Annotated in this window: 22 protein-coding genes, 1 tRNA gene, 2 rRNA genes and 3 pseudogenes; 13 read left to right on the top strand and 15 right to left on the bottom strand. The window is 36.1% G+C overall.

Annotation, left to right across the window (positions count from 1 at the left end):
- The first annotated feature begins 8 nt into the window (after positions 1-8).
- Positions 9-2,462 (top strand): endopeptidase La, encoded by a 2,454-nt coding sequence (gene lon, locus OPR43_RS02875; protein ID WP_265035395.1) that lies wholly within the window; start codon positions 9-11, stop codon positions 2,460-2,462.
- Between the two features lie 12 nt (positions 2,463-2,474).
- Here lon and OPR43_RS02870 read toward each other — a convergent pair whose 3' ends face one another.
- On the bottom strand, positions 2,475-3,980 hold the full coding sequence (locus OPR43_RS02870; RefSeq protein ID WP_265035394.1) for an ABC transporter ATP-binding protein: 1,506 nt from the start codon (positions 3,978-3,980) through the stop codon (positions 2,475-2,477).
- The gene (locus OPR43_RS02865) at positions 3,964-4,173 is read right to left on the bottom strand and encodes a hypothetical protein (RefSeq protein ID WP_265035392.1); all 210 of its coding nucleotides are present in this window, start codon (positions 4,171-4,173) and stop codon (positions 3,964-3,966) included. Before OPR43_RS02865 ends, OPR43_RS02870 begins: the two co-directional genes overlap by 17 nt.
- 228 nt (positions 4,174-4,401) lie before the next feature.
- Here OPR43_RS02865 and OPR43_RS02860 point away from each other — a divergent pair, with 228 nt between their 5' ends.
- Positions 4,402-5,739: a Na+/H+ antiporter NhaC family protein gene (locus OPR43_RS02860; RefSeq protein ID WP_265035390.1), complete on the top strand. Its 1,338-nt coding sequence runs from the start codon at positions 4,402-4,404 to the stop codon at positions 5,737-5,739.
- A gap of 34 nt (positions 5,740-5,773) precedes the next feature.
- Positions 5,774-7,033 carry a cbb3-type cytochrome c oxidase subunit I gene (locus OPR43_RS02855; protein ID WP_265035638.1) on the top strand — a complete coding sequence of 420 codons (1,260 nt, stop codon included), beginning with the start codon at positions 5,774-5,776 and terminating at the stop codon, positions 7,031-7,033.
- Between the two features lie 495 nt (positions 7,034-7,528).
- On the opposite strand, the gene OPR43_RS02850 is transcribed toward OPR43_RS02855, so the two are convergent.
- The 4 genes and pseudogenes from OPR43_RS02850 to rsmA all read right to left on the bottom strand — a co-directional run bounded on the left by OPR43_RS02850 (position 7,529) and on the right by rsmA (position 10,281).
- Positions 7,529-7,663, bottom strand: coding sequence for a hypothetical protein (locus tag OPR43_RS02850; RefSeq protein WP_265035739.1), 135 nt, complete (start codon positions 7,661-7,663; stop codon positions 7,529-7,531).
- A 66-nt stretch (positions 7,664-7,729) separates the two neighbouring features.
- Positions 7,730-7,864 (bottom strand): hypothetical protein, encoded by a 135-nt coding sequence (locus OPR43_RS02845; protein ID WP_265035388.1) that lies wholly within the window; start codon positions 7,862-7,864, stop codon positions 7,730-7,732.
- 139 nt (positions 7,865-8,003) lie between these two features.
- Positions 8,004-9,245 (bottom strand): annotated as a pseudogene (locus OPR43_RS02840) (IS4 family transposase).
- Between the two features lie 223 nt (positions 9,246-9,468).
- Positions 9,469-10,281, bottom strand: a complete 813-nt coding sequence (gene rsmA, locus OPR43_RS02835) for a 16S rRNA (adenine(1518)-N(6)/adenine(1519)-N(6))-dimethyltransferase RsmA (protein ID WP_265025718.1) — start codon at positions 10,279-10,281, stop codon at positions 9,469-9,471.
- Positions 10,282-10,359: 78 nt separating this feature from the next.
- Here rsmA and OPR43_RS02830 point away from each other — a divergent pair.
- Together OPR43_RS02830 and OPR43_RS02825 are read left to right on the top strand one after the other, a co-directional pair.
- A tRNA-Thr gene (locus tag OPR43_RS02830) sits at positions 10,360-10,432 on the top strand.
- Between the two features lie 24 nt (positions 10,433-10,456).
- Positions 10,457-11,182 carry a triosephosphate isomerase gene (locus tag OPR43_RS02825; RefSeq protein WP_264723698.1) on the top strand — a complete coding sequence of 242 codons (726 nt, stop codon included), beginning with the start codon at positions 10,457-10,459 and terminating at the stop codon, positions 11,180-11,182.
- A 118-nt stretch (positions 11,183-11,300) separates the two neighbouring features.
- On the opposite strand, the gene OPR43_RS08375 is transcribed toward OPR43_RS02825, so the two are convergent.
- On the bottom strand, positions 11,301-11,492 hold the full coding sequence (locus OPR43_RS08375; RefSeq protein WP_265035387.1) for a hypothetical protein: 192 nt from the start codon (positions 11,490-11,492) through the stop codon (positions 11,301-11,303).
- Positions 11,493-11,534: 42 nt separating this feature from the next.
- Complete coding sequence (gene dprA, locus OPR43_RS02815) at positions 11,535-12,623, bottom strand: DNA-processing protein DprA (protein ID WP_265035386.1); 1,089 nt, start codon at positions 12,621-12,623, stop codon at positions 11,535-11,537.
- Positions 12,624-12,684: 61 nt separating this feature from the next.
- Here dprA and OPR43_RS02810 point away from each other — a divergent pair, with 61 nt between their 5' ends.
- From OPR43_RS02810 to guaB, 5 genes and pseudogenes are all read left to right on the top strand, one after another.
- Positions 12,685-13,059: a ferredoxin family protein gene (locus tag OPR43_RS02810; RefSeq protein ID WP_182366623.1), complete on the top strand. Its 375-nt coding sequence runs from the start codon at positions 12,685-12,687 to the stop codon at positions 13,057-13,059.
- A gap of 214 nt (positions 13,060-13,273) precedes the next feature.
- On the top strand, positions 13,274-14,587 hold the full coding sequence (locus OPR43_RS02805) for a hypothetical protein (protein WP_265035384.1): 1,314 nt from the start codon (positions 13,274-13,276) through the stop codon (positions 14,585-14,587).
- A 314-nt stretch (positions 14,588-14,901) separates the two neighbouring features.
- A pseudogene (locus OPR43_RS02800) lies at positions 14,902-15,877 on the top strand (D-alanine--D-alanine ligase).
- 4 nt (positions 15,878-15,881) lie between these two features.
- Complete coding sequence (locus OPR43_RS02795; protein WP_265035382.1) at positions 15,882-16,640, top strand: cell division protein FtsQ/DivIB; 759 nt, start codon at positions 15,882-15,884, stop codon at positions 16,638-16,640.
- Between the two features lie 270 nt (positions 16,641-16,910).
- Positions 16,911-18,404 carry an IMP dehydrogenase gene (gene guaB, locus OPR43_RS02790; protein ID WP_265025727.1) on the top strand — a complete coding sequence of 498 codons (1,494 nt, stop codon included), beginning with the start codon at positions 16,911-16,913 and terminating at the stop codon, positions 18,402-18,404.
- Between the two features lie 10 nt (positions 18,405-18,414).
- On the opposite strand, the gene fsa is transcribed toward guaB, so the two are convergent.
- The 5 genes from fsa to pstC all read right to left on the bottom strand — a co-directional run bounded on the left by fsa (position 18,415) and on the right by pstC (position 22,416).
- Positions 18,415-19,056 (bottom strand): fructose-6-phosphate aldolase, encoded by a 642-nt coding sequence (gene fsa, locus OPR43_RS02785; protein WP_265025728.1) that lies wholly within the window; start codon positions 19,054-19,056, stop codon positions 18,415-18,417.
- 39 nt (positions 19,057-19,095) lie between these two features.
- A complete protein-coding gene (locus tag OPR43_RS02780) occupies positions 19,096-19,461 on the bottom strand; it encodes a hypothetical protein (protein WP_265035380.1) in 366 nt (121 codons plus the stop codon).
- Complete coding sequence (locus OPR43_RS02775; protein WP_265035378.1) at positions 19,442-19,786, bottom strand: F0F1 ATP synthase subunit epsilon; 345 nt, start codon at positions 19,784-19,786, stop codon at positions 19,442-19,444. The genes OPR43_RS02780 and OPR43_RS02775 overlap by 20 nt, the downstream gene beginning before the upstream one ends.
- Before the next feature lie 12 nt (positions 19,787-19,798).
- Positions 19,799-21,226 (bottom strand): F0F1 ATP synthase subunit beta, encoded by a 1,428-nt coding sequence (gene atpD / locus OPR43_RS02770; RefSeq protein WP_265026639.1) that lies wholly within the window; start codon positions 21,224-21,226, stop codon positions 19,799-19,801.
- 101 nt (positions 21,227-21,327) lie between these two features.
- A complete protein-coding gene (gene pstC, locus OPR43_RS02765; RefSeq protein WP_265035377.1) occupies positions 21,328-22,416 on the bottom strand; it encodes a phosphate ABC transporter permease subunit PstC in 1,089 nt (362 codons plus the stop codon).
- A 107-nt stretch (positions 22,417-22,523) separates the two neighbouring features.
- Between pstC and rpmH the strand changes: the two genes are divergently transcribed.
- The 3 genes and pseudogenes from rpmH (at position 22,524) to OPR43_RS02750 (ending at position 23,316) form a co-directional block, all read left to right on the top strand.
- A complete protein-coding gene (gene rpmH / locus OPR43_RS02760) occupies positions 22,524-22,658 on the top strand; it encodes a 50S ribosomal protein L34 (protein WP_006279898.1) in 135 nt (44 codons plus the stop codon).
- Positions 22,659-22,725: 67 nt separating this feature from the next.
- Positions 22,726-23,001: pseudogene (gene rnpA / locus OPR43_RS02755) on the top strand (ribonuclease P protein component); the annotation flags it as partial.
- 90 nt (positions 23,002-23,091) lie between these two features.
- The gene (locus OPR43_RS02750) at positions 23,092-23,316 is read left to right on the top strand and encodes a hypothetical protein (protein ID WP_064125319.1); all 225 of its coding nucleotides are present in this window, start codon (positions 23,092-23,094) and stop codon (positions 23,314-23,316) included.
- Positions 23,317-23,332: 16 nt separating this feature from the next.
- On the opposite strand, the gene rrf is transcribed toward OPR43_RS02750, so the two are convergent.
- Positions 23,333-23,439, bottom strand: a 5S ribosomal RNA gene (rrf, locus tag OPR43_RS02745).
- 66 nt (positions 23,440-23,505) lie between these two features.
- A 23S ribosomal RNA gene (locus tag OPR43_RS02740) occupies positions 23,506-26,272 on the bottom strand.
- Positions 26,273-26,300 lie beyond the last annotated feature (28 nt).

Here is a 26,300-nt window from a genome sequence, read left to right as displayed (position 1 = left end):
CATATATTATGAACATTGAACGTGCTGTGAGCTCTGGTTTTGCTGCATTGTCAGTATTACCTTTAAGAGATGTAGTAATTTTTCCAAATATAATGGTGCCTTTATTCATAGGCAGAGAAAAATCTGTTAATGCACTAGAGTATGCAATAAGTAGTAGTAGTCACCAAAATGAGATTTTTCTTGTAGCACAGAAAGATGGCTCTGTTGATAATCCAGAGCCAGAAGATCTTTATGAAGTAGGTGTGTTAGCAAACATTATACAACCATTAATAAAATTGCCTGACAATGCAGTAAAAGTTATAATCCGGGGGATAAGAAGGGGAAGAGTTGTAGAATATATTAGCTCTCATACTTTATTACAAGCCAGGGTAGAGTTAGACAATCATTATAAAGAAGATGAAGACAATATTGACTTAGAAGCTTTAAGGCGATCTGTTATAGACGCGTTCGATAGCTGGTGTAAGCTAAACAAGAAAAATCAGCCTGAAGTTGCCATTAACCCCATTGATCAAATCAAAGAAGTTGATCAACTTGTAGACACGGTAGCTTCACATTTAAATATAAAAGTATCGGATAAACAAAGCATACTTGAGGCTTATGACCCAAAAGAGCGTTTAAAAAAAGCTTTTGTTTTTATTGAGAGAGAAATAAGTATTTTGAACGCACAAAACCGTTTATATAAGACAATTAAATCGCAAGTTGAAAGCACTCAGAAAGTTTACTACCTTAACGAACAATTGAAAGCTATACAGAAAGAATTAGGTGAATTTGAGAATGGTGATGAAGGGAATATACTCAATGAATTTGAAAAAAAGATAAATGAAACAAAGCTTTCTCAGGAAGCAAGAGAGAAAGCTATAACTGATTTGAAGAGATACAAGAAAATGAATCCCATTTCTCCTGAAGCTACAGTTATATCTAGTTACTTGCATTGGTTACTTGATTTGCCGTGGGGAAAGTACAAAGATGCAAAAATTAACTTAAATGCAGCTAAAAAAATCTTAGATGAAAATCATTATGGCATAGAGAAAGTAAAAGATAGAATAATAGAATTTTTAGCAGTATTAAAAAGAGTAAAAGAGATAAAAGGTCCTATACTTTGCTTAGTTGGACCGCCAGGTGTTGGTAAAACTTCTTTAGCTAAGTCTATGGCAAGAGCAGTAGGAAGAGATTTTGTTCGCATAGCTCTTGGTGGTGTGCGTGATGAGTCCGAGATACGAGGGCATAGGAAAACTTATATTGGCTCAATGCCTGGTAAAATCATTCAACACATGAAAAAAGCTAATTCATGCAACCCGCTTTTTCTGCTTGATGAAATAGATAAGATGGGTTCTGATTCGCGTGGCGATCCTGCATCTGCATTACTTGAGGTTTTAGATACTGAGCACAATAAACACTTTACGGATCATTACTTGGAAGTTGAGTTTGATCTTTCAAGTGTAATGTTTGTAGCTACGGCAAACAGCTTAAATTTGCCACATCCTTTGCGTGATAGGATGGAAATTATACAATTGTCCGGGTATACTGAAGATGAAAAAATCAGTATTGCTACACACCACCTTATTCCGAAGTTAAAGAAGGAGCATGGTTTGTATCAGAAGGAATGGGACATAACTAATGAGGCGTTATACGAGTTGATACGTTTATATACACGTGAAAGTGGTGTGCGGAGTATGGAAAGGGAGCTTGCAAAGCTCATGAGAAAGGCAGTTAAAGAAATATTGACTGATAAAAATAAGAAAATATCCGTAGGAGTTGACAATTTACAAGATTATTTAGGGGTACGTAAATATACCTTTGGTATTGCAGAAAATGAGAGTTTGGTGGGAATAGTAACTGGGCTTGCCTATACTGAAACAGGTGGTGATATTTTGATGATAGAATCAGTCCTAATTCCGGGCAAGGGAGAAATAAAATACACAGGAAAGCTTGGAGAGGTTATGCAAGAATCTATAAAAGCTGCGTATAGTTATATTCGATCAAATTGTTTATTTTTTGGTATAAAGCCCGAAAAATTCCAAAATAATGATATACATTTGCATGTACCTGAGGGTGCTGTACCAAAAGATGGCCCTTCTGCTGGCGGCGCAGTATGTACGTCTATTGTTTCTCTTATGACAAATATACCAGTTAACAAAAATGTTGCTATGACAGGCGAAGTGACATTGCGTGGTAGAGTTTTAGCTATCGGGGGCTTGAGAGAAAAATTGCTTGCAGCGCTCAGAGGATCAATCAAAACTGTGATTATACCAAGTGAAAATGAGAAAGATATGCAAGAGATTCCTGCAAGCATCAAAGAGGGGATCAACGTAGTTTTTGCTAAGAATATTGATGAAGTTATGAAAGTTGCTTTAATGCACCCTACTACTCCAATTGATGGTGATGATAATCAAAATAGTGTGCCTTCCTCTATAGAAAATAAAGATGATACTTTTCCTATGTCGGAAACATTGAAGCATTAGATTAAGAAGATATTATACAATCTCCATTTCTCTTTTATCCGGCAAAAATCCACCAACTTGCGCATTCCATAGGGTCTTATACATTCCGTTTTTATCAAGAAGTTCCTGATGCATGCCATCTTCCACAATCTTGCCTTGATCAAGAACCAAAATACGATCCATATGCAAAAGCGTAGATAGGCGGTGGGCTATTACTATTGTAGTTTTATCTTGCATTAACTCCCATAGAGATTCTTGAATATTACTTTCAGTCACAGAATCAAGTTGTGAAGTTGCTTCATCCAGAATTAATATAGGAGCATTTTTTAAAATAGCTCTTGCGATTGCAATACGCTGCCTCTGTCCTCCTGAAAGTTTTACACCTCTTTCTCCAACAAGTGACTCATAACCTTGGGGTAATTTTGAAATAAACTCATGAGCATGTGCTTTTTTTGCCGCTTCAATTACTTCATCATCGCTAGCATCTGTTTTTCCATAGCGAATATTCTCCATCAAAGTCCTATGAAAAAGCGATGGATCCTGCGGAATCATGCCAATATTTTTGTGTAAAGAATCCTGGGTTACATTGCGAATATCTTGCCCGTCAATTGAAATTTTTCCAGATTGTACGTCATAAAGCCTAAGAATCAGGTTTACAAATGTTGATTTACCAGCACCTGAATAACCAACGAGTCCTACTTTTTGACCAGATTCAATTGTTATGGATTTGTTTTCAAATATTGGTTCTGCATCTTTATAATGAAAATGAACTTTATCAAAACTCATTTTCCCCTTTTTAACGACCAGATCTGCTGCGTTTGGCTGATCTTGGATTTCAGGGATTGAAGTAATTGTTCTCAAAGCCTGAGTAATCTTTCCCCATGATTTAGAGAATTGTGAGAAGTCTTTGGCTATCATCCAAAGAAAATTAGCTATTGCTATATTAATAGTCATAACAAAAGCAAAATCTCCAGCAGTAATTAATTCTTGTTCTCTTCCTTTAACTAAGAAATATAAATTAAGCATTTGCATGATTACAAATGAGAAACCATAGAAAGTGAAAATCCATGTATATACCCACTGAAGTTTTTGCTCTGCTTTAACAGCTTCACTATGAGTGGATTGCAAAGATAATTTCTCCTGGTATTGGCTTGCAAATAACCTTACAGACATGATGTTTGAGAATATATCTACCATTTTACCAGTAATGCTTGAACCAAGCTCTGACCATACACCTGCAAGATGTGTTATCTTTTTTGCAAGAAACAAGGAAGACAAAACAAATAATGCCGACCAAGTTAACATCAACAAGGCAAAGTAAATATTCACTTGCCATAAAAAATAAATCCCAATACCAAGCGCTAATGAGCGGCTTATGAACCTATCAACCGTAATTTGTACAATATCCGGAATATAATTTGTCAAATCATTAACCTTGTTGGCAAGGCTGCCGGAGAAGTTATTTTGGTAATAGCTATTATCCTGATTTAATAACATGGCAAGGCTTGATTCGGCAATATTTTTACGAAGATTGGGCAATCATTTTTATTTCAACGAAGTAGTTGTATAACCTGGCAATACACTCAAGTAAAAGTAATATTAGTACATAGGATATGGCAGGATTTGCTATATCTTGAGAAGATTGTTTGTGGCTGATACGATCTATAATGACTTTTATTAAATATGGACTAAAGGAAACATCAATAGCCCAGACTAATGCTGCTAATAACACTATAATAATGGGAAATGGGAATGGACGTAGCGTTTTCAGGATGAAGGATATGACTTGCTTTGTTGTTATGTCATTCATATTTTTTACTTATTCTATCTCCCAGTTTAATTCAAGTAGATGATAACAATCATATTATAATAGTCCTTTTCATGGAAACCTTTTCTGGTAGATTGCTTTCTAGAAAAACATTGGTCAAGGTGCCAACTGTGGTTTATAATAATATAAATCATGTCACAGTTAATTTGTGCTTATCAGAGCTGGAATAGAAGTATGTTTTATTTTATAAATTTTTTGCCTATTTTACTGTTCCTATTTCTTTTTGTAGGGAGTGGTATATATTTTACTGTTCTTGGCGTGTCAAATGCTTTTTATCAGTTATCTCCACTGGTAGCCATTGCTCCTGCCATAGCTCTGGGCTGGGTTTTATACAAGGGCAATACTGAAGAAAAAATGTATGCCTTTCTAGATGGGGTAAGAGATCGTAATATTATCACTATGTGCATCATTTTTTTACTTGCAGGTGCATTCAGTGAAGTAACTAAAGCAATCGGTAGTGCTGATGCCACAGTTAATTTGGCTCTTTCATTTATACCAACACAATTTTTACTCATAGGATTATTTTTTGTAGCAGCTTTCATCTCCACTGCTATTGGTACATCGATGGGTACCATTGCAACAATTGCTCCTATTGCAGTTGAACTGACACAAGCTGGGATTTCTCCTTCCTTAGGAGTTGCAACTGTTGTAGGAGGAGCAATGTTTGGCGACAATTTATCTATTATCTCTGATACTACAATTGCATCTGTGATGTCTCAAAAGGCTGATATAAAGAAAAAATTAAAACTGAATGCAAAAGTGGCACTAATTGCTTCTATATTCACAATAATTATATTATTTTATAGCTCAAGCAATAGTGCTGCTATTTCAGTTAAGGAGTATTCTTTATTGCTTGTGGCTCCTTACATCATACTTATATTGCTTGCAAACTTTGGAATCAATGTATTTACGGCATTGGTTTTAAGCATAACTTTTGCTGGAATTATTGGATTTATAAATAACAACAATCATGGTTTATTGTTTTTAAGCCAAAACATCACCAAAGGGTTTATGAGTATGCATGAAATTATGCTACTGTCATTGATGGTTGGCGGACTTTCAGGACTAGTAGGTAAAAATTCTAAGGAGCTTGCAGATAAACTTTCATCTTGGGTTATGATACAACGTGGTGGACAAAAAACTGCGCAATTATTTATTGCAAAAATAGTCAGCATATTTGATATTTTACTTGCAAATAACACCATCGCTATAATTTTTAGTGGTGAAATTGCTAGAGATATTGCTAAGAAATATGAAATACCGCCTCACTATAGTGCAGCATGGCTAGGCATATTTTCTTGTGTATTTCAAGGATTAATACCGTATGGCGCTCAATTGCTTTTGGCTAGCACTATTGCTGGAGTTTCACCTTTGGCAGTCATGCCACACGTATACTATTGCTATGTTTTAGGTATTATTGCAGTGTTATATATTGTATTGAACAAAATTGAGAAAAAAGATTGTGCTTAACATACAAGACAACGCTCCGCTCTGTAGAAAATGGATGTTCTTGGCAGTATGTGCCCTTGCTTGCTCTGGGTTACTGTCAATAATTGTTATTTTTTTACGACTGCCTTTTATCTCCTCTCTCATTCCTTCTGCACAATATATTTTTGATAATGCGCTGGTGATACACGTAAACCTGTCAATTTTGGTGTGGATGTGCTCTATAATATCTCTACTTCTTATCATAAACCTACAAAATACCAATAGTTGGTTTAACTTTTCATGGGTTCTATCAACCCTTTCGATGCTGCTGATGTTTATATCCGCATTCGTTCCAAATACTGAAGTTATTAAAAGCAATTATATTCCCGTATTACAAAACAAATTATTCTTATTTGGTCTTGGTTTGTTTACCACCAGTATATTAGTAAATGCAATGCTAGCATACACATCAAAAAAAGAGGTTTCATTTCTCTCTGTTGGGCAAATTGGACTGGTTATTATACTTGTTTCATCATTTCTTTGCTTTGTTTTAGCGTATCAAAATATGCCTCCAGGTCTATATCACTCGGATAAGAATTTGTTTTACGAATATCTCTTTTGGGGAGGCGGACATTTGCTGCAATTTGCTTTTGCTCAAGCAATGTTTTTAGTGTATTTAATGATGCTGAGTTTCAGTGATGTTAGTTTAGCTTCAAACAGTAAAATTACTATTTTACCACTATTTATAAACACAATTTTGGCTATGGGTGCACTGTTTGTATATTTTGTTTATCCAGTTGATAGTGCCAAGTTAATACAGTTTTTTACTTGGCATATGAGGATTGCTGGAGCAGTTTTGCCGTGCTTTTTGATAATATTAGTGTGCTGCAACATCAGAACTTTTATTAATGATAAAAGCAACTATTTATTACATTCATTTTTGTTGTTCACTTATGGAGATGTGCTTGGAGTGCTGACTATTGAAGGAAATGTCACGATTCCCGCTCATTATCATGGTTCTGTAGTTGGGATCACTATAGCTTTTATGAATTTCATTTATTGGCTGTTACCTAAATTAAACTTTAAAGAGGTAAAAAACTCTATCGTAAAATTGCAGATTTATGCGTACAGTGTGGGACATTTTCTCCATATTACTGGACTTGTATGGCTTGGTGGATATGGTGCCTTAAGAAAAGTTGCAGATCTGCCAAGTATTTCATCAATGTTAGCACGCACGTGCTTCATTATAGGTGGCGCTATATCAGTTATTGGTGGAATGTTGTTCGTAATAATTGTGCTTTCACATCTGTTAAAAGGCAAAGCGCGTACCAACTGACCCATAGAAACGAAAAACTTACTTGACACCCTTTGCCAGCCCCCTTATCATGAAACTGAAGGTATTCAGTTATCTTCATCTGTGCAGATTAAACAGCAAGAAAACAACGTAGTTGGCGTCTTATTTTTAATTTTTTGCACTATGTGCACCTTATGTCTTCACAATATTTCTAGGTTTTTACCTATATAAGCTGAAACGCGCTTATAAGTCGTTTAAGACAGTATAGTACGCCAATTTGCAGGATTAGAGAGTGAACACTAATTACCACGGGGTTTCTTTGCCTTTTTTTCTGCTTAGTAAATTTCTTAAACATTTAAACAAAGGTGAGTTGCATTTAAAAGCAGCTAAATTGCAGTGTTTAAGACTTAAAAAACGCCAATACTGAAAATAGACAATGACTAGGGCTTCTTTTGCCTTTTTTTTCATTTGGTAAATTTCTTAATGTTTATAGCTAAAAGAGCCCAAGAGAGGTGTCATTCCAGTGCCCCTGTGATGTCATTCCAGTGCTTGACACTGGAATCCAGTTTTCCATATAATCTCATCGAAAACGTTGTAACCACTTTCTATGCTAGTTTTCTTGTTTACAAGCAAACTTTCCTGGATCCCAGTGTCTGGGCACTGGGATGACACCCATTCTTTTTCCTGGATTCCAAACTGGGATGACAGCTAGCCTGACAATCGTCATCCCGCTACTTGTTAGCGGGATCTAGAGATACCGTGACGGTATGACGGTTCGCGGCGGTATAGTAATTCGTCATCCCGCTGCTTATTAGCGGGATCTAGAGATACCGTGACGGTATGACGGTTCGTGGCGGTATAGTAATTCGTCATTCCGCTACCCGTTAGCGCCGCGGCGGTATAGCTATAGAATGACAAAAAAAGGGCACTGTGACGGACTTAAATCACAATTATCAGTTAATGCTAATCGCGGGTATCCGTTCAGCCAATGGCGTCAACTTAAGAGCTTTCATTAGCAAACTCTCCTAAAGACATGATGGCGTTTGGGCTTATCTACCTTGTTGCGGCTATATAATCGCCCTGGTCGGATCTTAACTTTAGCACGTATACTTGCTCTATCAAAAAGGGCTTGAAAGTTTTTTGGCGAACAATTTCCAACAAGCACTTGATAAAGTTTCTGTCTCATCACACCAAATAAAACTGAAAAATTTAAACGATACTCAGCAATTTGATCTGGGTTCCAAGGCCCTTGTGATATGAAGCGATAATATATTGCACATGACCAAGTTTGCCCAAAATTCTTGTAATACAGCCTCTAAATTTACCCCAGAAAAATTCTCTAACTCTGCTCCTACTTTGAGTCGTTTATAGCACTCCTCTATGTGCCACCTTAATACATAAGCTTTACTGATATCTTCCAAAGTAAATTTTTCTCGATCAAAAAGTGAAGTCCTCTGTTTCTCCGTTGGCTAATGTCAGCACTATAACTCTTACTTTCTGTCCTTTCATTTTATTTTTTAGCTTTTCATTTTCTAATATAAAATCGAAATCTAATTCGCCAGCGTTCCCATAGCTTGCTATAATTTCTTTTTTGCAAGCGAAAAATAAAATCTACTTCCAAATCATAATGCTGCTGAATGAATTTTACTGAAGGATAACCACGATCATAGATAAATAATAATTTCTTTTGATTTAATGAACGCATTTGAGTGATAACTTCGGGTAATTGCTCTTCCGCCAACGTTTGTTCGCCTATATTCCAAGCCGCAAGGCGAGCACTGCAAATCAGTGAAGTACATAAATCAACAAACAAATTGCCAATGGTGGCATTGTGCCTGTTGTTCCATTTGGTTTAAAACGGCCAAACTCGGATACAATTTCCTCAGAGCTGGGTAATCTCATACCAGAACCATCTGCTGCAATAAGTCTATAGCCTCTCCAGCTTAGGTTCATCTTGATAGGCTGTTTGGATGCTTAGCTCCAATAACTCTTTAAAACCTGTATGATAAATCTTATATCTTGCTTTAGAAAAAGCTTGCTTTGAGGGTGGAACTTTACAAGTTAGTGGATCCATAAGTTCACATTCTATTCCCAAACTTTTTTTAACTAACTTTAAAATCATAGAAAATACTGTCGTAAAAGGGAGTTTTCTTGTTCGCGTGAAACTGTTCTTTCCAACACAATGGATTCTCTGAAAAGCTTTCGAGTATATTATATTTTTAATTTGTAGAATAAAATTTTTTCCTTTTTGCATGTTTCACCTAAAAAGGACACATTTTAAACTTCTTTGTTGAAATAAAATAGAAACAAAAGTGCTGTTTCCTGCGGCTTCTGGATAATTTAATGGTAAAAAATTTAGAGAGAAATTTTACACACTATCGCTTATATTTTTCCTTAAGTTGACGCCATTGGCTGAACGGATACGTTCTGTCGTATAGCTCTAACTGTTTTTAGGGGATAGAAAGGCTATATGGTTGCTAATATATTTTATTGCAAAATAAGCATTCTACATTATTTGCCAGCAAACAAAACTGCTCAATAGTTAAGTTTTCTGGACGTTCGTTTCCACTCAATTTAGCGTTTTCAAGGACAGTTTCAGCGTGGTTCGTTATATTTTGCAAGCTATTTCTCAGCATCTTTCTTCTTTGAGAAAAAACGACACGTGTTAATCTTGTTAAGGTTTCCAAATTTACTGCAAACTTTGGGGTAGGCAAAGGATTTACTGTAATTACTGAAGAATGTATTTTTGGTCTTGGAAAAAACTCTTTAGGTTCAATATCAAATTCCTTTTTTATATCACATAGCAACTGGCTTAGCACTGATAAGGAACCATAATCTTTAGAATTGGGTCTTGCCGTAATGCGATCTGCTACCTCTTTTTGAAACATTAATGTCAAACTCGTAAAAAATTTTATATTATTTAACCACTTTAAAAATAACACTACCGAGATATTGTAAGGCAAGTTAGCAATAACTTTGACTGGGCGCTCTATCAGCTCTTCTTCTATAACATGCAGTGCATCCGCTTCTATAATTCTATACTTTCCTTGATGCTCATTTAGCAGTTGGTCATGGTGTTTTACTAAATCTCTATCTTTTTCTATAGAAAGTAGAGACTTTGGATTATGCACCAATATTTCTCTTGTTAATGCACCATATCCAGGACCAATTTCAATGACATTAAAATTTTCCAGACTATCAGCTAAAGCGACGATTTTTTTTGTTATCTCACTCGATAAAATAAAATTTTGCCCTAGACTCTTTTTTGGCTTCAGTAAAAATTTTCTCATATTATTTTCATTATACAGTATTTTAAAAATCAGTTGACTAAAATCCATTGATAATTGTATATTATTAATGTGTTTAACGCCGGCTTAGCTCAATTGGTAGAGCAACTGACTTGTAATCAGTAGGTTGTCAGTTCAAGTCCGACAGCCGGCACTCTCGCCCATATAAGTAAAGTTGATGTCCTTTTTAATAGTAGCAAATTGGAAAATGAATGGAATGCGTTCTTCATTTGTTGACTTTATAGGCAAACTTAACAACAAGAGCAACGAAATTACCTCTAAATTAGTAATTTGCCCTCCTTTTACATCATTTCCAAGCAGTATAGAGTTGAACAATAATATTAATATAGGAGCACAGAATTGCCATCATAAAAAGTTCGGTTCTTACACAGGTGAAATTAGCGCAGAAATGTTAAAAGAACTAGGGTGTACTTACGTAATACTTGGGCATTCTGAAAGGGCCAATGAAAAAGATAGTGAAATAAAACTTAAGTCAGAAATAGCAATAGAATCAGGCTTACACCCAATTATCTGTGTAGGTGAAAATTCAGAAGATTATAAGAATGAAAAAACAAAAGAAGTAATAGAATATCAATGCAAAAACCGTTTGCCAACACACGGTGAATATACCGTAGCATATGAGCCAATATGGGCAATAGGTACAGGATGTGTACCAAGCAATGACGCAATTGCTGAGGTGATAGAGGTAATAAAATTGTGTACTGGTAAAAAACACATTATATATGGTGGTTCAGTCAGCTCAGAAAATATAGAAAACTTGCTCAGTATCTCAAATTTATCAGGAGTTTTAATTGGCAGTGCAAGCTTAGATTTCAATCACTTTTATAAAATTATACAACAAGTTGAAAAAAAGTTTTCTCTTATTAATTCTAAAAGTAGATAAGAGGGAATTACTCACTATAGAAATAGGGCTATCACGGGCGTCTCAGTAGATTCCGCTAACGCGTACTCCCTAGTCATACTGTCACGGTATCCGCTAACACGTAGCGAGATGAAGGTTGTCATAGTGACACTGGTTTCCATACAAAAGTGGTGTCATCTAAGTAGCTGATACTGATTTCCATCCAAGACGGTGTCATCCCAGTGCCCTGACTACTTGGATCCAGAAGACTTAATTTCAACCAATTGGCTGCATAATAAAGTCTGGATTCCAGCGTCACGCGCTGGAATGACATCTTTCTTGGTGAACTCAAATCATAATGTTCGTACGGTTGTGGGCTTATAGCTAAAGTAATCTAGAAAATTAACGATATTTTATTCCCCGGTGAACGCTCTATTCTGTTTTCCAACTCTAGTTCTAAAAGAGCCATTAGAGCTATGTTGGTAGAAAGTCCGCTTGCTAATATAAGTTCATCTATATCAACAGGTACAGAGTTAATATGATCAACTATAACAGATTTTGCCTGCTGTAATTTTTCTTGTTTTTGGTTAACAGAATAGTGCTCAACATCAAATAGGTTTTTTTGCTGCGGAGGTAAACTAAACCTAATACTCTCTATTATGTCATCAGCGGATTCGATAAGCTTAGCACCGTTTTTAATTAAATAATTACTACCACTACAGCGTGAATCTAAAGGGAAACCAGAAACTGCAAACACCTCTCTCCCTTGATTTAAAGCAAAATCTGCTGTTATTAGAGAGCCAGAACGTTTCGATGCTTCAATCACTACAACACCCAGCGATAGACCAGATATAATTCGATTCCTCTGAGGAAAATATTGAGGCTTTGGTTTAGTAGCAAATGGAAGCTCAGTAATTACTAAACCACCATTCCCAGTGATTTTTTTGTATAGATCAAAATTCTCTTTTGGATACACCACATCAATTCCGCTTGCTGTAACAGCAATAGTGGGATGATTTTTGTATATTACACTGTTTGCTGCAGTATCGATTCCTTTTGCAAGTCCAGAAACAATAACAAAACCAGCTTCGCTTAAATCAAGTGCCAACTTATTGGCAAAATTTCTTCCATTCATTGAAGAGTTACGCCCACCGATTATTGCAATTATCTCACGGCTTAATAATGATATATCACCAAACGCAGTTATTACAGGAGGACAACTAGAGATATTTCTTAAAAGATCAGGGTAATCTGGGTCACATGCGGGTATAATTTTAGCTCCAATTCTTTCTGCATTATTGATTTCTTCTCGTGCATCTTGAATGCCATACACCCTATTATTAGCCACCCTATTGAGATATTTCAACACCTCATCTAGCGATCTATGTGTTCTTAGTATACTAAAAAACTTTATTGGTCCTATAGTTCTAGCCAAGCTTAACCATACTTCTAATTCTTTGTTGTTCAATTTATTTATCTTCATAAAAGGCTTGAATTTCTTATCAATTTAGTGTACCCAAGATAATGCAAATATACAGTATTTTATGACGCATTTTGTTACAGATAAATGCATAAAATGTAAATATACGGACTGTGTGGAAGTATGTCCCGTTGACTGCTTCTATGAAGGTAAAAACATGCTCGTGATTAACCCAGATGAATGTATTGATTGCGGAGTGTGCATACCTGAGTGTCCAGTAGATGCAATTGTAACTGATGATTCCATAAAAGATATTTTAGAACTAGATGAAGAGTTACTGAACAGTGAACAAAAAACTTTCAAGTTATTTTACGATATAAATGTAGAATACTCACAAAAATGGCCAAATATCACAGCTAAGAAGCAACCCCTCTATACCGCAGAAGAGTATAAGGAAAAAAAGGATAAAACAGCTTATTTTGACGAAAATTTAGAATAATACTGCTGAAGAGGAAGAAATTTCTTTTATATCTTATGCTGCTTGTCTTTGGTTATTGAAAATGGTTGCATTATTTAGGTTTTTAATAATATTTAATATTAGATTAATAATAATCTACTTGGAAACAACGAAAGATTATGTTAAATATAGAATTAACGAATTATTATATAACTTTTAGTAGGATGACAGTATTATAAAATTTAGAGGCATCAAAATGGAAGATCACGCTAAAGAGAGTATAAACCCAACAAAGCATAAAGTAGTGTTACCAAATTCAAAAACAATCAATATTGAAGGAACAAACTTCAAGTATGAAATACATTACGATCAATTAGATGATAAAGATCTTCTTAGAATTGAAAAATACGCTAATCATATTTTTCATGCCTACCAAGAGAGATATGGTTTAGATATGAACACAGATCATACTGTTAAAGGCTTTATATATAACAGCTTAACAGATTTGCGTAATGCACATCTAAGGTCTAACATAGCTCATGCAAGCGCATCTTTTCACCACTACCCTCATAAAAGTGGGTCTGTAGCTCATGATTTGACAGAAATGATTTATTTTACTCTAAGTTTGTATAATAAGGAAAAGCACGGTATTCCTCCCAACGAAAACCACTTTATAGGAAATGTAACAAAAGAATTGAAAGCCATTAAATTAGATGATAATCAAGGAGAGTCAAAAAAAGTGGAACCTTCAGGCCCAGAAGAGGAAGGAAAAATCAAGCTAGATGAGGAAAAAAGTAGCCAAGAAGAAATCAGTCCAAAAACAGTGTTGCCAGATTTGAATAACTCGGACAATAATCAAGAAGAGTCAACTACAGAGGAGAAATCTAAAACAATAATTAATCAGGAAAAACAAGAAGAGTCAAAGAAAGTGGAATCTTCAGGCTCAGAAGAAGAAGAAAAAATCAAGCTAGATGAGGAAAAAAGTAGCCAAGAAGAAATCAGTCCAAAAACAGTGTTGCCACATTCAAAAACAATCAATATTGAGGGAACAAACTTTAAGTATGAAATACATTACGACCAACTAGACGAGAAAGATCTCCTTACGATTGAAAAATACGCTAATTATATTTTTCATGCCTACCAAGAGAGATATGGTTTAGATATCAACACAGATCATACTTTTAAAGGCTTTACATATAACAACTTAGCAAATTTGTCTGACGATGATTATGATTCTATTACCGCGGATTATCACGAATACCATTATCACAGTGAGTCTATAGCTAATGATTTGACAACAATGATTTATGTTACTCTAAATTTGTATAATGAGAAAAATTACGGCACTTCTTCCCCAAGAGGCGAATTTATAAGAGATGTAGCAGAAGAATTAAAAAACATTGGATTAGACGATAATCAAGGAGAGTTAAATACAGAAGAGAGACCTAAAACAACAATTAATCAGGAGAAACAGGAAAAAGAATTAAAGGAATCTGATCAACAAGATGTTATAACAACTACTGATCACCCGCTAGATGATTATAATCATGATTATCACTTAATAGGCTAGCAAGTAGCGCTAGCAAAAATTAATCAGGAAAAAGGGTTAGAGAGAGCAAGATGTTATCTGATCACCCGCCAGATGAATTATAGTCGTGAGAACCTGTTTATAATCTTTTGAGGAGTAAAGGCTAGGTATACAGATTCCAAAATGAACGGTTCTCACAACCTTTAGTTTTTATTGCTGAAAATAATCATATTATCAAGTTTTTAACATTATTTAATACTAAGTTAATATTAATTCATTGATAAATTTTTAGCTATAGAAGCAGGTTTTTATTGAAGATAAAAGTATCTTCTATATGCTATATAGCAAAACATAGAATGCTCATGATTCCAACTATAGCAATTTTAAGTGGTGGATTTTCTTGTGAGAGAGAAGTGTCGCTTATGAGCGGAAAAGCAGTAAAGAAGGCGCTTGATAGCCTTTCATATAATGCAATAGAAATAGATGTTGACAGCAACATTGCTGAAAAGCTTAGAAAAATTAATTCGGGCCTTGCTTTTATCGCTCTGCATGGACCTTATGGTGAAGATGGCTGCATTCAAGGTTTATTGGAGATTTTAGGTATAAAATATACACACTCAGGAGTTATGGCTTCTGCTGTTGCTATGAATAAAGTGATGTCAAAGCATATATTTCGGTCCCTTAGTATCGACACTCCAAAAGGTTATGTAATTAGCCGAGAAGATCTACTAAAAAATAATATTAAAATCGATTATCCGTACGTCTTAAAGCCAATTAATGAAGGCTCTAGTATCGGAGTACACATAATTTTCTCGCATGAGGATCATTCAAAACTAAAAAACATGCTCCCAGCGCGTGACCAGGCAGTGTCTAGCTACTTGGATAACAAGAAAGGAGCTACTTGGATGACAAGAGACTTGATGATCGTAGAAGAATACATACCGGGCATAGAGTTACATACTGCTGTATTGCTGGATGAAGCAATTGGCACTATGGAAATACGACCAAAAAATAAATTCTATGATTATGAAGCAAAGTATACAGATGGATCTGCAGAACATATATTTCCTGCTGAAGTTCCTGACAATATATATAAAATGACCTTGGAACACGCATTGAAAGTTCATCAATTTTTAGGATGCAAAACTATTTCCCGCTCAGATTTCCGTTATAATCCCAAAAATAACACTTTAAAAATGCTTGAGATTAATACACATCCTGGCTTTACTGAGTTATCATTAGTGCCAGAAATTGCAAAATTGACAAAAGGAATCGATTTTAATGAATTAGTTAAAATTATTGTTGAAGCAGCACAAAAATGTTAGAGATTAAGTAAATGTTGAGCAATGTTACTAGAGGCCAAAGGAGTTTTTTGCGTAAGTGTGCCTTGGTTATTATCACAGCACTTTTTCTTACGCTAATACTCTACAGCTCACTTGATAAAATAATAAATCGATTTAATTACTACTTTACTTGGTATAATGACTGCCTATCCAGTTTATTACTCAGTAGTGGATTTTCAATCGACGAAGTAGTCGTGAGCGGCAATAAATTTACAAATAAAAAGGATATTCTAAGTTTGACAGATAGAATGCAACCTATCCTGTATATATCACTTTCAAAACTTGCCGGTAACATACAATCCGTAAGCAGATGGATAAAATACGTAAGAGTTCACAGAATTTTGCCCAATACTCTACACATTAATATAGATGAGCATAAACCGTTCGCTCTCTGGAAAGATAATAACAAAACTTCGGTAATTGATTTCGAAGGCAAAGTGATCATAGATGACTATCCAATAGATGATCTTGTTGTAATTACAGGACAAAACTCGTTATCAAACCTAGAATTTGTTAAAGATGTGTTAGAGAGTAAAGCTCAATTAAGTGACCACATTTCTTCTTTTGCTTATATAGGGAATAGAAGATGGAATATCATACTTGATAACGATTCCACAGTGAAACTGCCTGAAGATAACCCTTATAGTGCATGGGACTATTTAAACCACTTGCAAAATACAACTGATTTTACTTTCAGCAATTGGAGTATTATTGATATGCGTATTACTGATAAAATTTTTGTGAAGAGGTGATCTGCTGTCATCCAAGTAGCCCCTCTCCCTGTCATTCCAGTAGCCTCCTTCTCCTGTCATCCCAGTGCCCAGACTACTTGGATCCAGAAAAAAGAATGGTGTCATGAAAGTAGCTGACACTGGTTCCTTTATGACGGTGTCATTCCAGTGCTTGACACTGGAATGACAACTTAAGGTATCACCTATAATTACTAATCTAAAGCTGTAGCTAATTTTGCAAAAGCCCTATTGCAATTTAATTAATTGGCGTATAAGCTTTAAATAAAGCCTATGAAAAAAATGGAAGCTTGTTATTCGTTTGACGATATACTTCTTTTGCCAGCCTATTCTGATATATTACCTTACGATGCAGATACAAAAACTTATTTAACAAATAGTATAGAACTAAATATCCCTCTCATATCCTCTGCAATGGATACTGTTACTGAATCGGGCTTTGCAATAGCTATTGCCCAACATGGAGGGATAGGTTGCATACATAAGAATTTATCAATAGATGAACAAGTTTTAGAAGTGAGAAAGGTGAAAAAATATGAAAGTTGGATCGTATATAACCCAATTACGATTTCACCGGATAAAACAGTTGCGGAAGCAATTTCATTAATGAGAGAGCACAACTATTCTGGCATTCCTGTAGTCGATCAACGCAAGTTAGTTGGAATTTTAACTAACCGAGATGTGAGGTTTATTGAAGACCAGAACATGAATGTAAAAGTTTCCGAAGTGATGACAAAAGATAAGTTAGTGACAGTGCGGGAGCAGGGAGTAAATAGTGCCTCAGCAATGAAATTGTTGCATGAAAATAGAATAGAAAAGCTTTTGGTCGTAGATGAAAATTCTTGTTGTATAGGTTTAATTACGGTTAAAGACATTGAAAAATACAATAGATACCCAAATTCATGTAAAGACAGTAAAAGGCGGCTCAGAGTTGCCGCTGCAATTGGCACTGGTAAAAAAGATGGTATAGAAAGATGTGAAGCTTTGATCGGAGAAGAAGTTGATGTAGTAGTTGTGGATACTGCTCACGGTCATTCCGAAAACGTTATCAATACCATTAGGGAAATAAAAAAGATGTATCCTAATACGCAATTAATTGGCGGAAACATTGCAACAAAGGAGGCTGCTGAAGCGTTGATTGATGCGGGTGTTGATGCAGTGAAGGTTGGAATAGGACCAGGATCAATCTGTACAACCAGAATAGTTACAGGTGTTGGTGTGCCACAATTCTCTGCAATCAAGAATGTTGCAGAGGCGTGTAGAGCAAGAAACGTCAGACTAATTGCTGATGGTGGGGTAAAATACTCAGGAGATGTTGCAAAAGCTATTGCAGTTGGTGCTGACTCTGTGATGATTGGTTCGATTTTTGCTGGCACTGACGAAAGCCCAGGTGAGATTATCATGTATAAGGGCAGAGCATATAAAGGCTATCGAGGAATGGGATCTATTAGTGCAATGAAACGAGGTTCAGCTAGCCGTTATTTTCAAGATAAAGATTCAAAACTCAAATTAGTTCCACAAGGAGTGGAAGGAAGAGTTCCATTCAAAGGTCCGGCTTCAGGAGTAATCCATCAGTTGATTGGCGGATTGCAAGCTGCAATGGGATATACCGGTAACAGGAATATAGAAGAAATGAAGAAAAACTGCAAATTTGTGACTATTACTGCATCAGGATTAAGAGAGAGTCATGCTCATGATGTAGTCATTACACAAGAAGCTCCAAATTACGCTTATCAAACGTCCAATTTGTCAACCGATTCAGAGTAGTGACCGTTTATTATTTTGCACCCCAGTCTTTTTCAAATATTGCTAGCCCTTGGTCAGTAAGTGGGTGATTAATTAATTGTCTAAGTACTTTTGCTGGCACAGTAATTGAATCAGCACCAAGCCTTGCAGCTTCTATTACATGTGCTGGGCTTCTCACTGATGCAACAAGAACTTTAGTATCAAAACCGTAATTAGAATATATAGTACATATATCTTCTATTAGCGATAAGCCATCATAGCTTATATCATCAAGGCGACCAACAAAGGGAGAAATAAAACAAGCACCGGCCTTAGCGGCAAGCAGTGCTTGCCCAGGAGAAAAACATAATGTGATGTTAACAGGTATTTTATGCTCTGTCCACAATTTTTTACAAGAAATTAATCCTTCATATGTAAGGGGCAATTTTACCACAACATTATCAGCTATTTTAGCTAAGTTAAGACCTTCTTTGATCATCTCTTCATGCTTGTCAGCGACAACTTCAACACTAACAGGCCCTTTTATAATAGAGCATATTTCACGCACTAAATCCTCGTATTTATCTTTACGCCCGGACTTTGCTATTAAAGAAGGATTAGTTGTTATGCCGTCAATGAACTCCTTTAGTTCTTTAATTTCATTTAAATCAACGCTATCAAGAAAAATTTCCATATTAATATCCTATTAAAAAACTATCTTTACAAAACATTGTCATCTTTGAAGGCAAAAGTACAAAAATGGTGTTATCCCAGTGTCCGCTACAGAACTGCACGAACGTTCAGTAAGGCAAGGTGTCATTCCAGTGCGTGACACTGGAATCCAGCCTATTTCATCATAGAAATTGTTTTTGACATATGTTCCTAGAATCCCCTGCCAATTGCATGATTTGCAAATATTTTTATATCTGGATTCCAGTGTCACGCACTGGGATGACAAAGGTGAGCACTGGAATGACAGGGAAGAGAATACTGGATGACAGAAAAAAAAGCACTTGGATGACAAAAGTTGGGCTACTTGGATGACAAGAAAGTGATAACCGACTTTTTGCCTAAAACAACTAAGAAAGAAACTTCTCATCAAGATAACTTAAATATATACTAATTCTCTTATTTTTAAACGATTTCTCATCATGAATTGCACGATCAAAAACCTGAATTTGACTTGTTATAATGCTACAATTATTATTTGCAACTTCTAATACGCCACTATCAATTACAACCTTCTTTCCTGTTTGGTTACTCATTTTAACAGTAATCATACCAGGCAATAAATAAATTAAGTAAGGAGCATGGTGAGCTAAAATCATAAGCTCCCCTTCGAGCCCAGTTACTGAAAGAGAAACCACTCCACTGAATGAAATTTGATCGTCAGGAGAGAAAAATTGCACTTTAAAAGTATTCATAATCTTTAACTTTTATTTAGCTTCAGCTTGTATTAATTCAGCCTTTTTTATTGCTTCATCTACATTCCCCACCATATAAAAAGCAGCCTCTGGTAAGTGATCATATTTACCTTCAACAATCTCTTTAAAACTGGAAACAGTATCAGAAAGTGAAACAAATTTACCAGGCATACCAGTAAATATTTCTGCAACGTGAAAAGGTTGAGAAAGAAATTTCTGAATCTTACGAGCCCTATCAACAATAATTTTATCTTCATCAGATAGCTCATCCATACCAAGTATTGCGATAATATCTTGCAGTGATTTATAAGTTTGCAATATACGTTTCACCTCAGAAGCTACCTTATAATGTTCTTCACCAATGATTTCAGCAGATAAAGACTGAGAAGTTGAATCAAGTGGATCAACAGCAGGGTATATTCCCATTTCAGCTATTTGCCTTGACAACACTGTGGTGGCATCAAGATGAGAGAATGTAGTTGCTGGAGCTGGATCAGTTAAATCGTCCGCAGGAACATATATAGCTTGCACAGAAGTAATAGAGCCAGAAGTTGTTGAAGCTATTCTTTCTTGCATTGCACCCATATCAGTTGCAAGGGTTGGCTGATAACCAACAGCTGACGGTATTCTTCCAAGTAAAGCAGAAATTTCAGAACCAGCTTGTGTAAAACGGAAGATATTATCCACAAAAAACAGAACATCTTGGTTTTCACGGTCACGAAAATACTCTGCCATAGTAAGTGCTGTTAAAGCAACTCTAGCCCTTGCTCCAGGAGGCTCATTCATCTGACCATAAACCAAAACAGCTTGAGATTTTTCATGCTCATTTATATTTATTACATTTGAAGTGATCATCTCGTGATAAAGATCGTTACCTTCACGTGTTCTCTCCCCTACCCCGGCAAACACAGAAAATCCTTTATGAGCTTTTGCTATATTATTAATTAATTCCATTATCAGGACTGTTTTACCAACACCGGCTCCACCAAATAAGCCAATTTTTCCTCCTTTAAGATAAGGTGCAAGAAGATCTATAACTTTTATTCCCGTAACTAAAACTTCTTCCTGTATTCTCTGTTCAGTAAAACTTGGAGGTGCTCTGTGTATAGACTCTAAGTTATATTTTCCCTTCAGTGGACCACACTCATCTATAAGCTCTCCAACAACATTAAAAATCCTTCCTAAAGTTGAACGCCCAATTGGCACAGATATTGGTGCACCTGTATCAAAAAATTCATCCCCCCTTGACATGCCATCTGTGCTATCCATAGCAATACAACGAACTATATTGTCACCTATATGCTGCGAAACTTCTAAAACCAGCTCCTTATCCTTATATTTTAGTTTGCTTTTTAAAGCATTAAATATTTTAGGCAATTCACCTTCAAATTTTATATCAACAACTGCTTGAGTTACCTTAATCGCTCTACCTATATTCATCTCTTTACTTTTATCACCTAACACTATAATTCCATAAAAGAACTTCTAAAGAAAATAAATCTTATATTATTAATAGAAATTTTGCAACATTAAAACGCTTACTAGTTACGCTTCATTACAAACAATGCAAATGCATTTAATAGCCAAGTAATAATAAACAATACTAAGCTAAGCGCATAAGCAGCAAGAGTTTGTACACTATTGAAATCCTGATCTCCGGTAAGTAATGTAGCGATCTGCACGGTAATGGTAGTAACTGAATTAAGAGGGTTAAAAGTCAAATTTGCGTTGATTCCCACAGCCATTAGCACAATCATTGTTTCACCTATCACTCTTGAAATTGACAATAAAATTGCACTTAAAATTGTAGGCATTGCATAAGGTATTGTTATATGCCATATAGTTTCCGCTGGAGTTGCGCCAAGTGCCATGAAGCCATAACGCAAGCTTTTTGGAACAGATCTTATGGCATCTTCGAGTAAAGAAATAATAAAAGGAAGAATCATTATCCCAATCGATAAACCGGCAACTAAGGCACTTTCTGAGTGTATACTTAAACCAAAAAAATTTGCTACCTGCTTTATAAAGAAAGACAAAAACACAACCGCGAAATATCCATATACAACCGTAGGAATAGCAGACAAAACTTGCAAAGTTGTATTAACAATATAACGCACTTTCTCACTCGCATATTCACTAATATATATTGCAGAAAATAAACCAAGCGGAACGACAACTAACATTGCTATAATAGTTATAAGTAATGTACCCACTAAAAGCGGCGCTATACCAAAACATCCTACCTTCTCTTCATTGATAGTGACTACATTGTGGCCCCATTTCAAGCAAAACAAGAATTCTGAAATAGCTACTTTATTAAAAAAATTAATGGATTGAATAAAAATAGATAGCATTATAAATAAAGTGATAAAAAATGATATGGCCAAAGCCACAAATAACGAAAGTTTTATTATCTTATTTCTTTTATTTTTAAAGATAAAAGCAAGCATGAAAAAAAGTAACGCTATAGAAATAAAAGTTACAAAACAATTATTATAGAGTACTAACAACCAAGTTAGCATCCATACACAACTAAGATATAGATAAGATTTAACCTTATTTACCTCTTGAAACCTACTAAGACAAAATAAAAGGATTAGTAGGACAGGTATGACTATCACCGAATTCATTTTCCCATGCATCAAATTTTATTCTACAAAAATGTCATACAAGTTCACCATCATTTGACAATAAAGTAAAACAATTTAAAATAAATAATTATATTAATATAAAAACAATGAAGAGAACATTTCAACCAAAAAATTTGATAAGAAAGCGCAGACATGGATTTCGTTCACGTATGGCAACAAGAGCTGGAAGAAAAATCCTTAATAGGCGCCGTTCATTAGGGTGTAACAAATTATGCGCATAGTAAGTATAAAAAAAAAGATTTTTCCTTTGCTTTCAAAAATAAGTTAGCACTCAGCAGTCTTTTTTATCGTGGGCTTTATATATCACTGTATGCTATAAAAGAAAGAGAACCTGAAAAATACATTCATACTATTAGAGTAGGTCTGGCTATCAGTAAAAAAGCCGGAAAAGCAGCAAAAAGAAATAAAATAAAAAGGCAACTACGAATACTTGCTAAAATTAGCATTTTAAATATAAGCAATATAGGGCACTACTACATAATACTAACTCATAGAAACATTATGCAAGCAAGTTATAAAAACTTACAAAAAGATCTAACTATTTGCTTAAAAAAGATAAAATAAAAAAAAAATTCAATTAAGGTATTTACAACTATATTTTTTATGATAACATAAGTAAAATTTTTAAAATAAATTAATGGGTGTGGGTGTTTAATGGTAGAAAGTAGAAAAGAACAAGATAAAAATCTCAATATAAATACAAATAATGTTAAAGAAGATTTTTATGAATATAAAGAATCTAGTTATCGTACACAATGGGAATTAGCATTTGAGCAAAGTCAATACTTAGAGCAGAATAAGAATAAGCCTAGACCGCAATTATTAGATTTGAACATAGAAGCGACTTCTCGTAATAAAAGAATTATTAAAAGGCGGTAAAAAGAAATTTTTATAAACTTGGCGGCGACCTACTCTCCCTTTTCAAGTACCATCAGCGCTAAAAAGTTTCACTTCCGAGTTCGGGATGAGATCGGGTGGTTCATTTTTGCTATAGCCACCAAGTCAATAAAAATTTCTAACTTAACAATTTTAACTTAATATTTAACACTGCATACACACATATAGAAAGCAAATAAATCAATCAGGCTATTAGTACTAGTTAGCTTCACATGTTACCATGCTTCCACACCTAGCCTATCAACGTGGTAGTCTTCCACGGCCTTAATTGGGAAATCTTTTTGAAGAGGGTTTCTTGCTTATATGCTTTCAGCAATTATCCCATCTATACATAGCCACCCAGCGATGCTATTGGCATAACAGCTGGTACACCAGAGGTATATCCATCTCGGTCCTCTCGTACTAGAGTCAGACCTTCTCAAATTTCCTTCACCCACGGCAGATAGAAACCGAACTGTCTCACGACGTTCTAAACCCAACTCACGTATCACTTTAATCGGCGAACAGCCGAACCCTTGGGACCTTCTTCAGCCCCAGGATGTGATGAGTCGACATCGAGGTGCCAAACGGTGTCGTCGCTATGAACGCTCGAACACCATCAGCCTGTTATCCCCGGCGTACCTTTTATCCGTTGAGCGATGACCCTTCCATACAGAATCACCGGATCACTATGACCGACTTTCGTCTCTGCTTGGCTTGTCAGCCTCGCAGTCAGGCAAGCTTATGCCATTATACTATCAAGCTGATTTCCGACCAGCTCTAGCTTACCTTCGCACGCCTCCGTTACTTTTTAGGAGGCGACCGCCCCAGTCAAACTACCCACCATACAATGTCCTAGTTCCAGATAATGAAACATAGTTAGATATCAAAAGTGTAAAGGGTGGTATCTCAAGGTTGACTCCATTATAGCTAGCGCCATAACTTCAAAGTCTCCCACCTATCCTGCACATCACACTTTTAATAGCAATGTAAAGCTATAGTAAAGGTGCACGGGGTCTCTTCGTCTAACCGCGGGTACCCCGCATCTGCACGGGGAATTCAATTTCGCTGAAGTGATGTTGGAGACAGTGGAGAAATCGTTACGCCATTCGTGCGGGTCGGAACTTACCCGACAAGGAATTTCGCTACCTTAGGACCGTCAGTGTTACGGCCGCCGTTTACTGGGGCTTCAATTCGGAGCTTGCACCCTTCCTATTAACCTTCCAGCACCGGGCAGGCGTCAGACCCTATACTTCCACTTACGTGTTTGCAGAGTCCTGTGTTTTTAGTAAACAGTCGCTACTCCCTATTTTGTGCCACCTACTCATAGTTACCTAAAAGCAGGTTACCCTTCTTCCGAAGTTACAGGTATAATTTGCCGAGTTCCTTCAACATCATTCTTTCAACACCTTAGTATACTCTACTCATCCACCAGTGTCGGTTTGCGGTACGGCCTCATAAATATAAGTGCTATTTCCTGGAGCTTCTTTTAAGCATAGATCAATCCAATAAGATCTATACAAATACGAAACCCGTCACACTTAAGAGGTTTAGGAATATTAACCTAATTGCCATCGACTACTCCTTTACGGACTCGCCTTAGGAACCGACTAACCCTACGCAGATTAACTTAACGTAGGAACCCTTAGATTTTTGGTGAGAGTGTTTTTCACACTCTTTTACGCTACTTATGTCAGCATTCTCACTTCCGATATCTCCAGCAGTTTTCACAAACCACCTTCACAGACTTACGGAACGCTCCGCTACCGCGCCTATTGATCGAAATCAATAAGCACTCACATCTTCGGTATACAGCTTTAGCCCCGGTACATTTTCGGCGCAGAAAAACTTATTTAGACAAGTGAGCTGTTACGCTTTCTTTAAAGGATGGCTGCTTCCAAGCCAACCTCCTAGCTGTAATGGTTTTTCTACTTCCTTCCCCACTTAGCTGTAATTTTGGGACCTTAGATAGTGATCTGGGTTGTTTCCCTTTCCACCACGGACTTAGCACCCGTAGTGTGCCTGCTGTATAATTAATTGTTGGTATTCGGAGTTTAGTTAGATTTGGTAAGACGGTGAATCCCCCTAGTCTATCCAGTGCTCTACCCCCAACAACATACATACAACGCTCTACCTAAATAGATTTCGCGGAGAACCAGCTATTTCCAAGTTTGATTGGCCTTTCACCCCTAATCACAACTCATCCAATAATGTTGCAACATTAACTGGTTCGATCCTCCAGTGTGTTTTACCACACCTTCAATCTGGTCATGACTAGATCACTTGGTTTCGGGTCTAATCCATAAAACTAAAACGCCCTATTCAGACTTGCTTTCGCTACGCCTACACCTAACGGCTTAAGCTTGCTTCATAGATTAACTCGCTGACCCATTATGCAAAAGGTACGCTGTCACTCTAAATATCAATAAATTGATATAGAGCTCCAACTGTTTGTAAGCACTTGATTTCAGATTCTATTTCACTCCCCTCCCGGGGTTCTTTTCACCTTTCCCTCACGGTACTTGTTCACTATCGGTCGTTAAGGAGTATTTAGGCTTGGAGGATGGTCCCCCCATATTCAAACAGGATTTCACGTGCCCCGCTCTACTCAAGGATTTAAAAGACTTTCTACTTATACAGGACTATCACCTTCTATGGTTACTATTTCCAGAGTATTCTAATTCTTATTCTTAAATCACTAGCCTTTTCCGCTTTCGCTCGTCACTACTAACAGAATCTCGGTTGATTTCTTTTCCTTTGGCTACTTAGATATTTCAGTTCACCAAGTTTGCTTTACATACTTAGTATGTAATAACTAGCTTAGCTAGTTGGGTTTCCCCATTCGGAAATCTGCGGATCAAAATTTGTTGACAATTCCCCACAGCTTATCGCAGCCTGCCACGTCCTTCATCGCCTCTTAACGCCAAGGCATCCATCAAGTGCTCTTAATAATTTATTTATCCGACTATATGTAGAATATGCAGAGT

This window comes from Wolbachia endosymbiont (group A) of Apoderus coryli, from assembly GCF_947251615.1.
Taxonomy (GTDB): Bacteria; Pseudomonadota; Alphaproteobacteria; order Rickettsiales; family Anaplasmataceae; genus Wolbachia.
The sequence above is the reverse complement of the archived record's forward strand: the minus strand, read 5'-3'. Positions and strand labels throughout refer to the sequence as shown.

Excerpts from the sequence above, each read along its gene's own strand:
- lon (WP_265035395.1), top strand. The coding sequence starts at position 9 with ATGAACATTGAACGTGCTGTGAGCTCTGGTTTTGCTGCATTGTCAGTA.
- OPR43_RS02860 (WP_265035390.1), top strand. The coding sequence starts at position 4,402 with ATGTCACAGTTAATTTGTGCTTATCAGAGCTGGAATAGAAGTATGTTT.
- OPR43_RS02855 (WP_265035638.1), top strand. The coding sequence starts at position 5,774 with ATGTTCTTGGCAGTATGTGCCCTTGCTTGCTCTGGGTTACTGTCAATA.
- OPR43_RS02845 (WP_265035388.1), bottom strand. The coding sequence starts at position 7,864 with ATGACGAATTACTATACCGCCACGAACCGTCATACCGTCACGGTATCT.
- rsmA (WP_265025718.1), bottom strand. The coding sequence starts at position 10,281 with ATGAGAAAATTTTTACTGAAGCCAAAAAAGAGTCTAGGGCAAAATTTT.
- OPR43_RS02825 (WP_264723698.1), top strand. The coding sequence starts at position 10,457 with ATGTCCTTTTTAATAGTAGCAAATTGGAAAATGAATGGAATGCGTTCT.
- dprA (WP_265035386.1), bottom strand. The coding sequence starts at position 12,623 with ATGAAGATAAATAAATTGAACAACAAAGAATTAGAAGTATGGTTAAGC.
- OPR43_RS02810 (WP_182366623.1), top strand. The coding sequence starts at position 12,685 with ATGACGCATTTTGTTACAGATAAATGCATAAAATGTAAATATACGGAC.
- OPR43_RS02805 (WP_265035384.1), top strand. The coding sequence starts at position 13,274 with ATGGAAGATCACGCTAAAGAGAGTATAAACCCAACAAAGCATAAAGTA.
- OPR43_RS02795 (WP_265035382.1), top strand. The coding sequence starts at position 15,882 with ATGTTGAGCAATGTTACTAGAGGCCAAAGGAGTTTTTTGCGTAAGTGT.
- guaB (WP_265025727.1), top strand. The coding sequence starts at position 16,911 with ATGAAAAAAATGGAAGCTTGTTATTCGTTTGACGATATACTTCTTTTG.
- fsa (WP_265025728.1), bottom strand. The coding sequence starts at position 19,056 with ATGGAAATTTTTCTTGATAGCGTTGATTTAAATGAAATTAAAGAACTA.
- OPR43_RS02780 (WP_265035380.1), bottom strand. The coding sequence starts at position 19,461 with ATGAGAAGTTTCTTTCTTAGTTGTTTTAGGCAAAAAGTCGGTTATCAC.
- OPR43_RS02775 (WP_265035378.1), bottom strand. The coding sequence starts at position 19,786 with ATGAATACTTTTAAAGTGCAATTTTTCTCTCCTGACGATCAAATTTCA.
- atpD (WP_265026639.1), bottom strand. The coding sequence starts at position 21,226 with ATGAATATAGGTAGAGCGATTAAGGTAACTCAAGCAGTTGTTGATATA.
- pstC (WP_265035377.1), bottom strand. The coding sequence starts at position 22,416 with ATGAATTCGGTGATAGTCATACCTGTCCTACTAATCCTTTTATTTTGT.
- rpmH (WP_006279898.1), top strand. The coding sequence starts at position 22,524 with ATGAAGAGAACATTTCAACCAAAAAATTTGATAAGAAAGCGCAGACAT.
- OPR43_RS02750 (WP_064125319.1), top strand. The coding sequence starts at position 23,092 with ATGGTAGAAAGTAGAAAAGAACAAGATAAAAATCTCAATATAAATACA.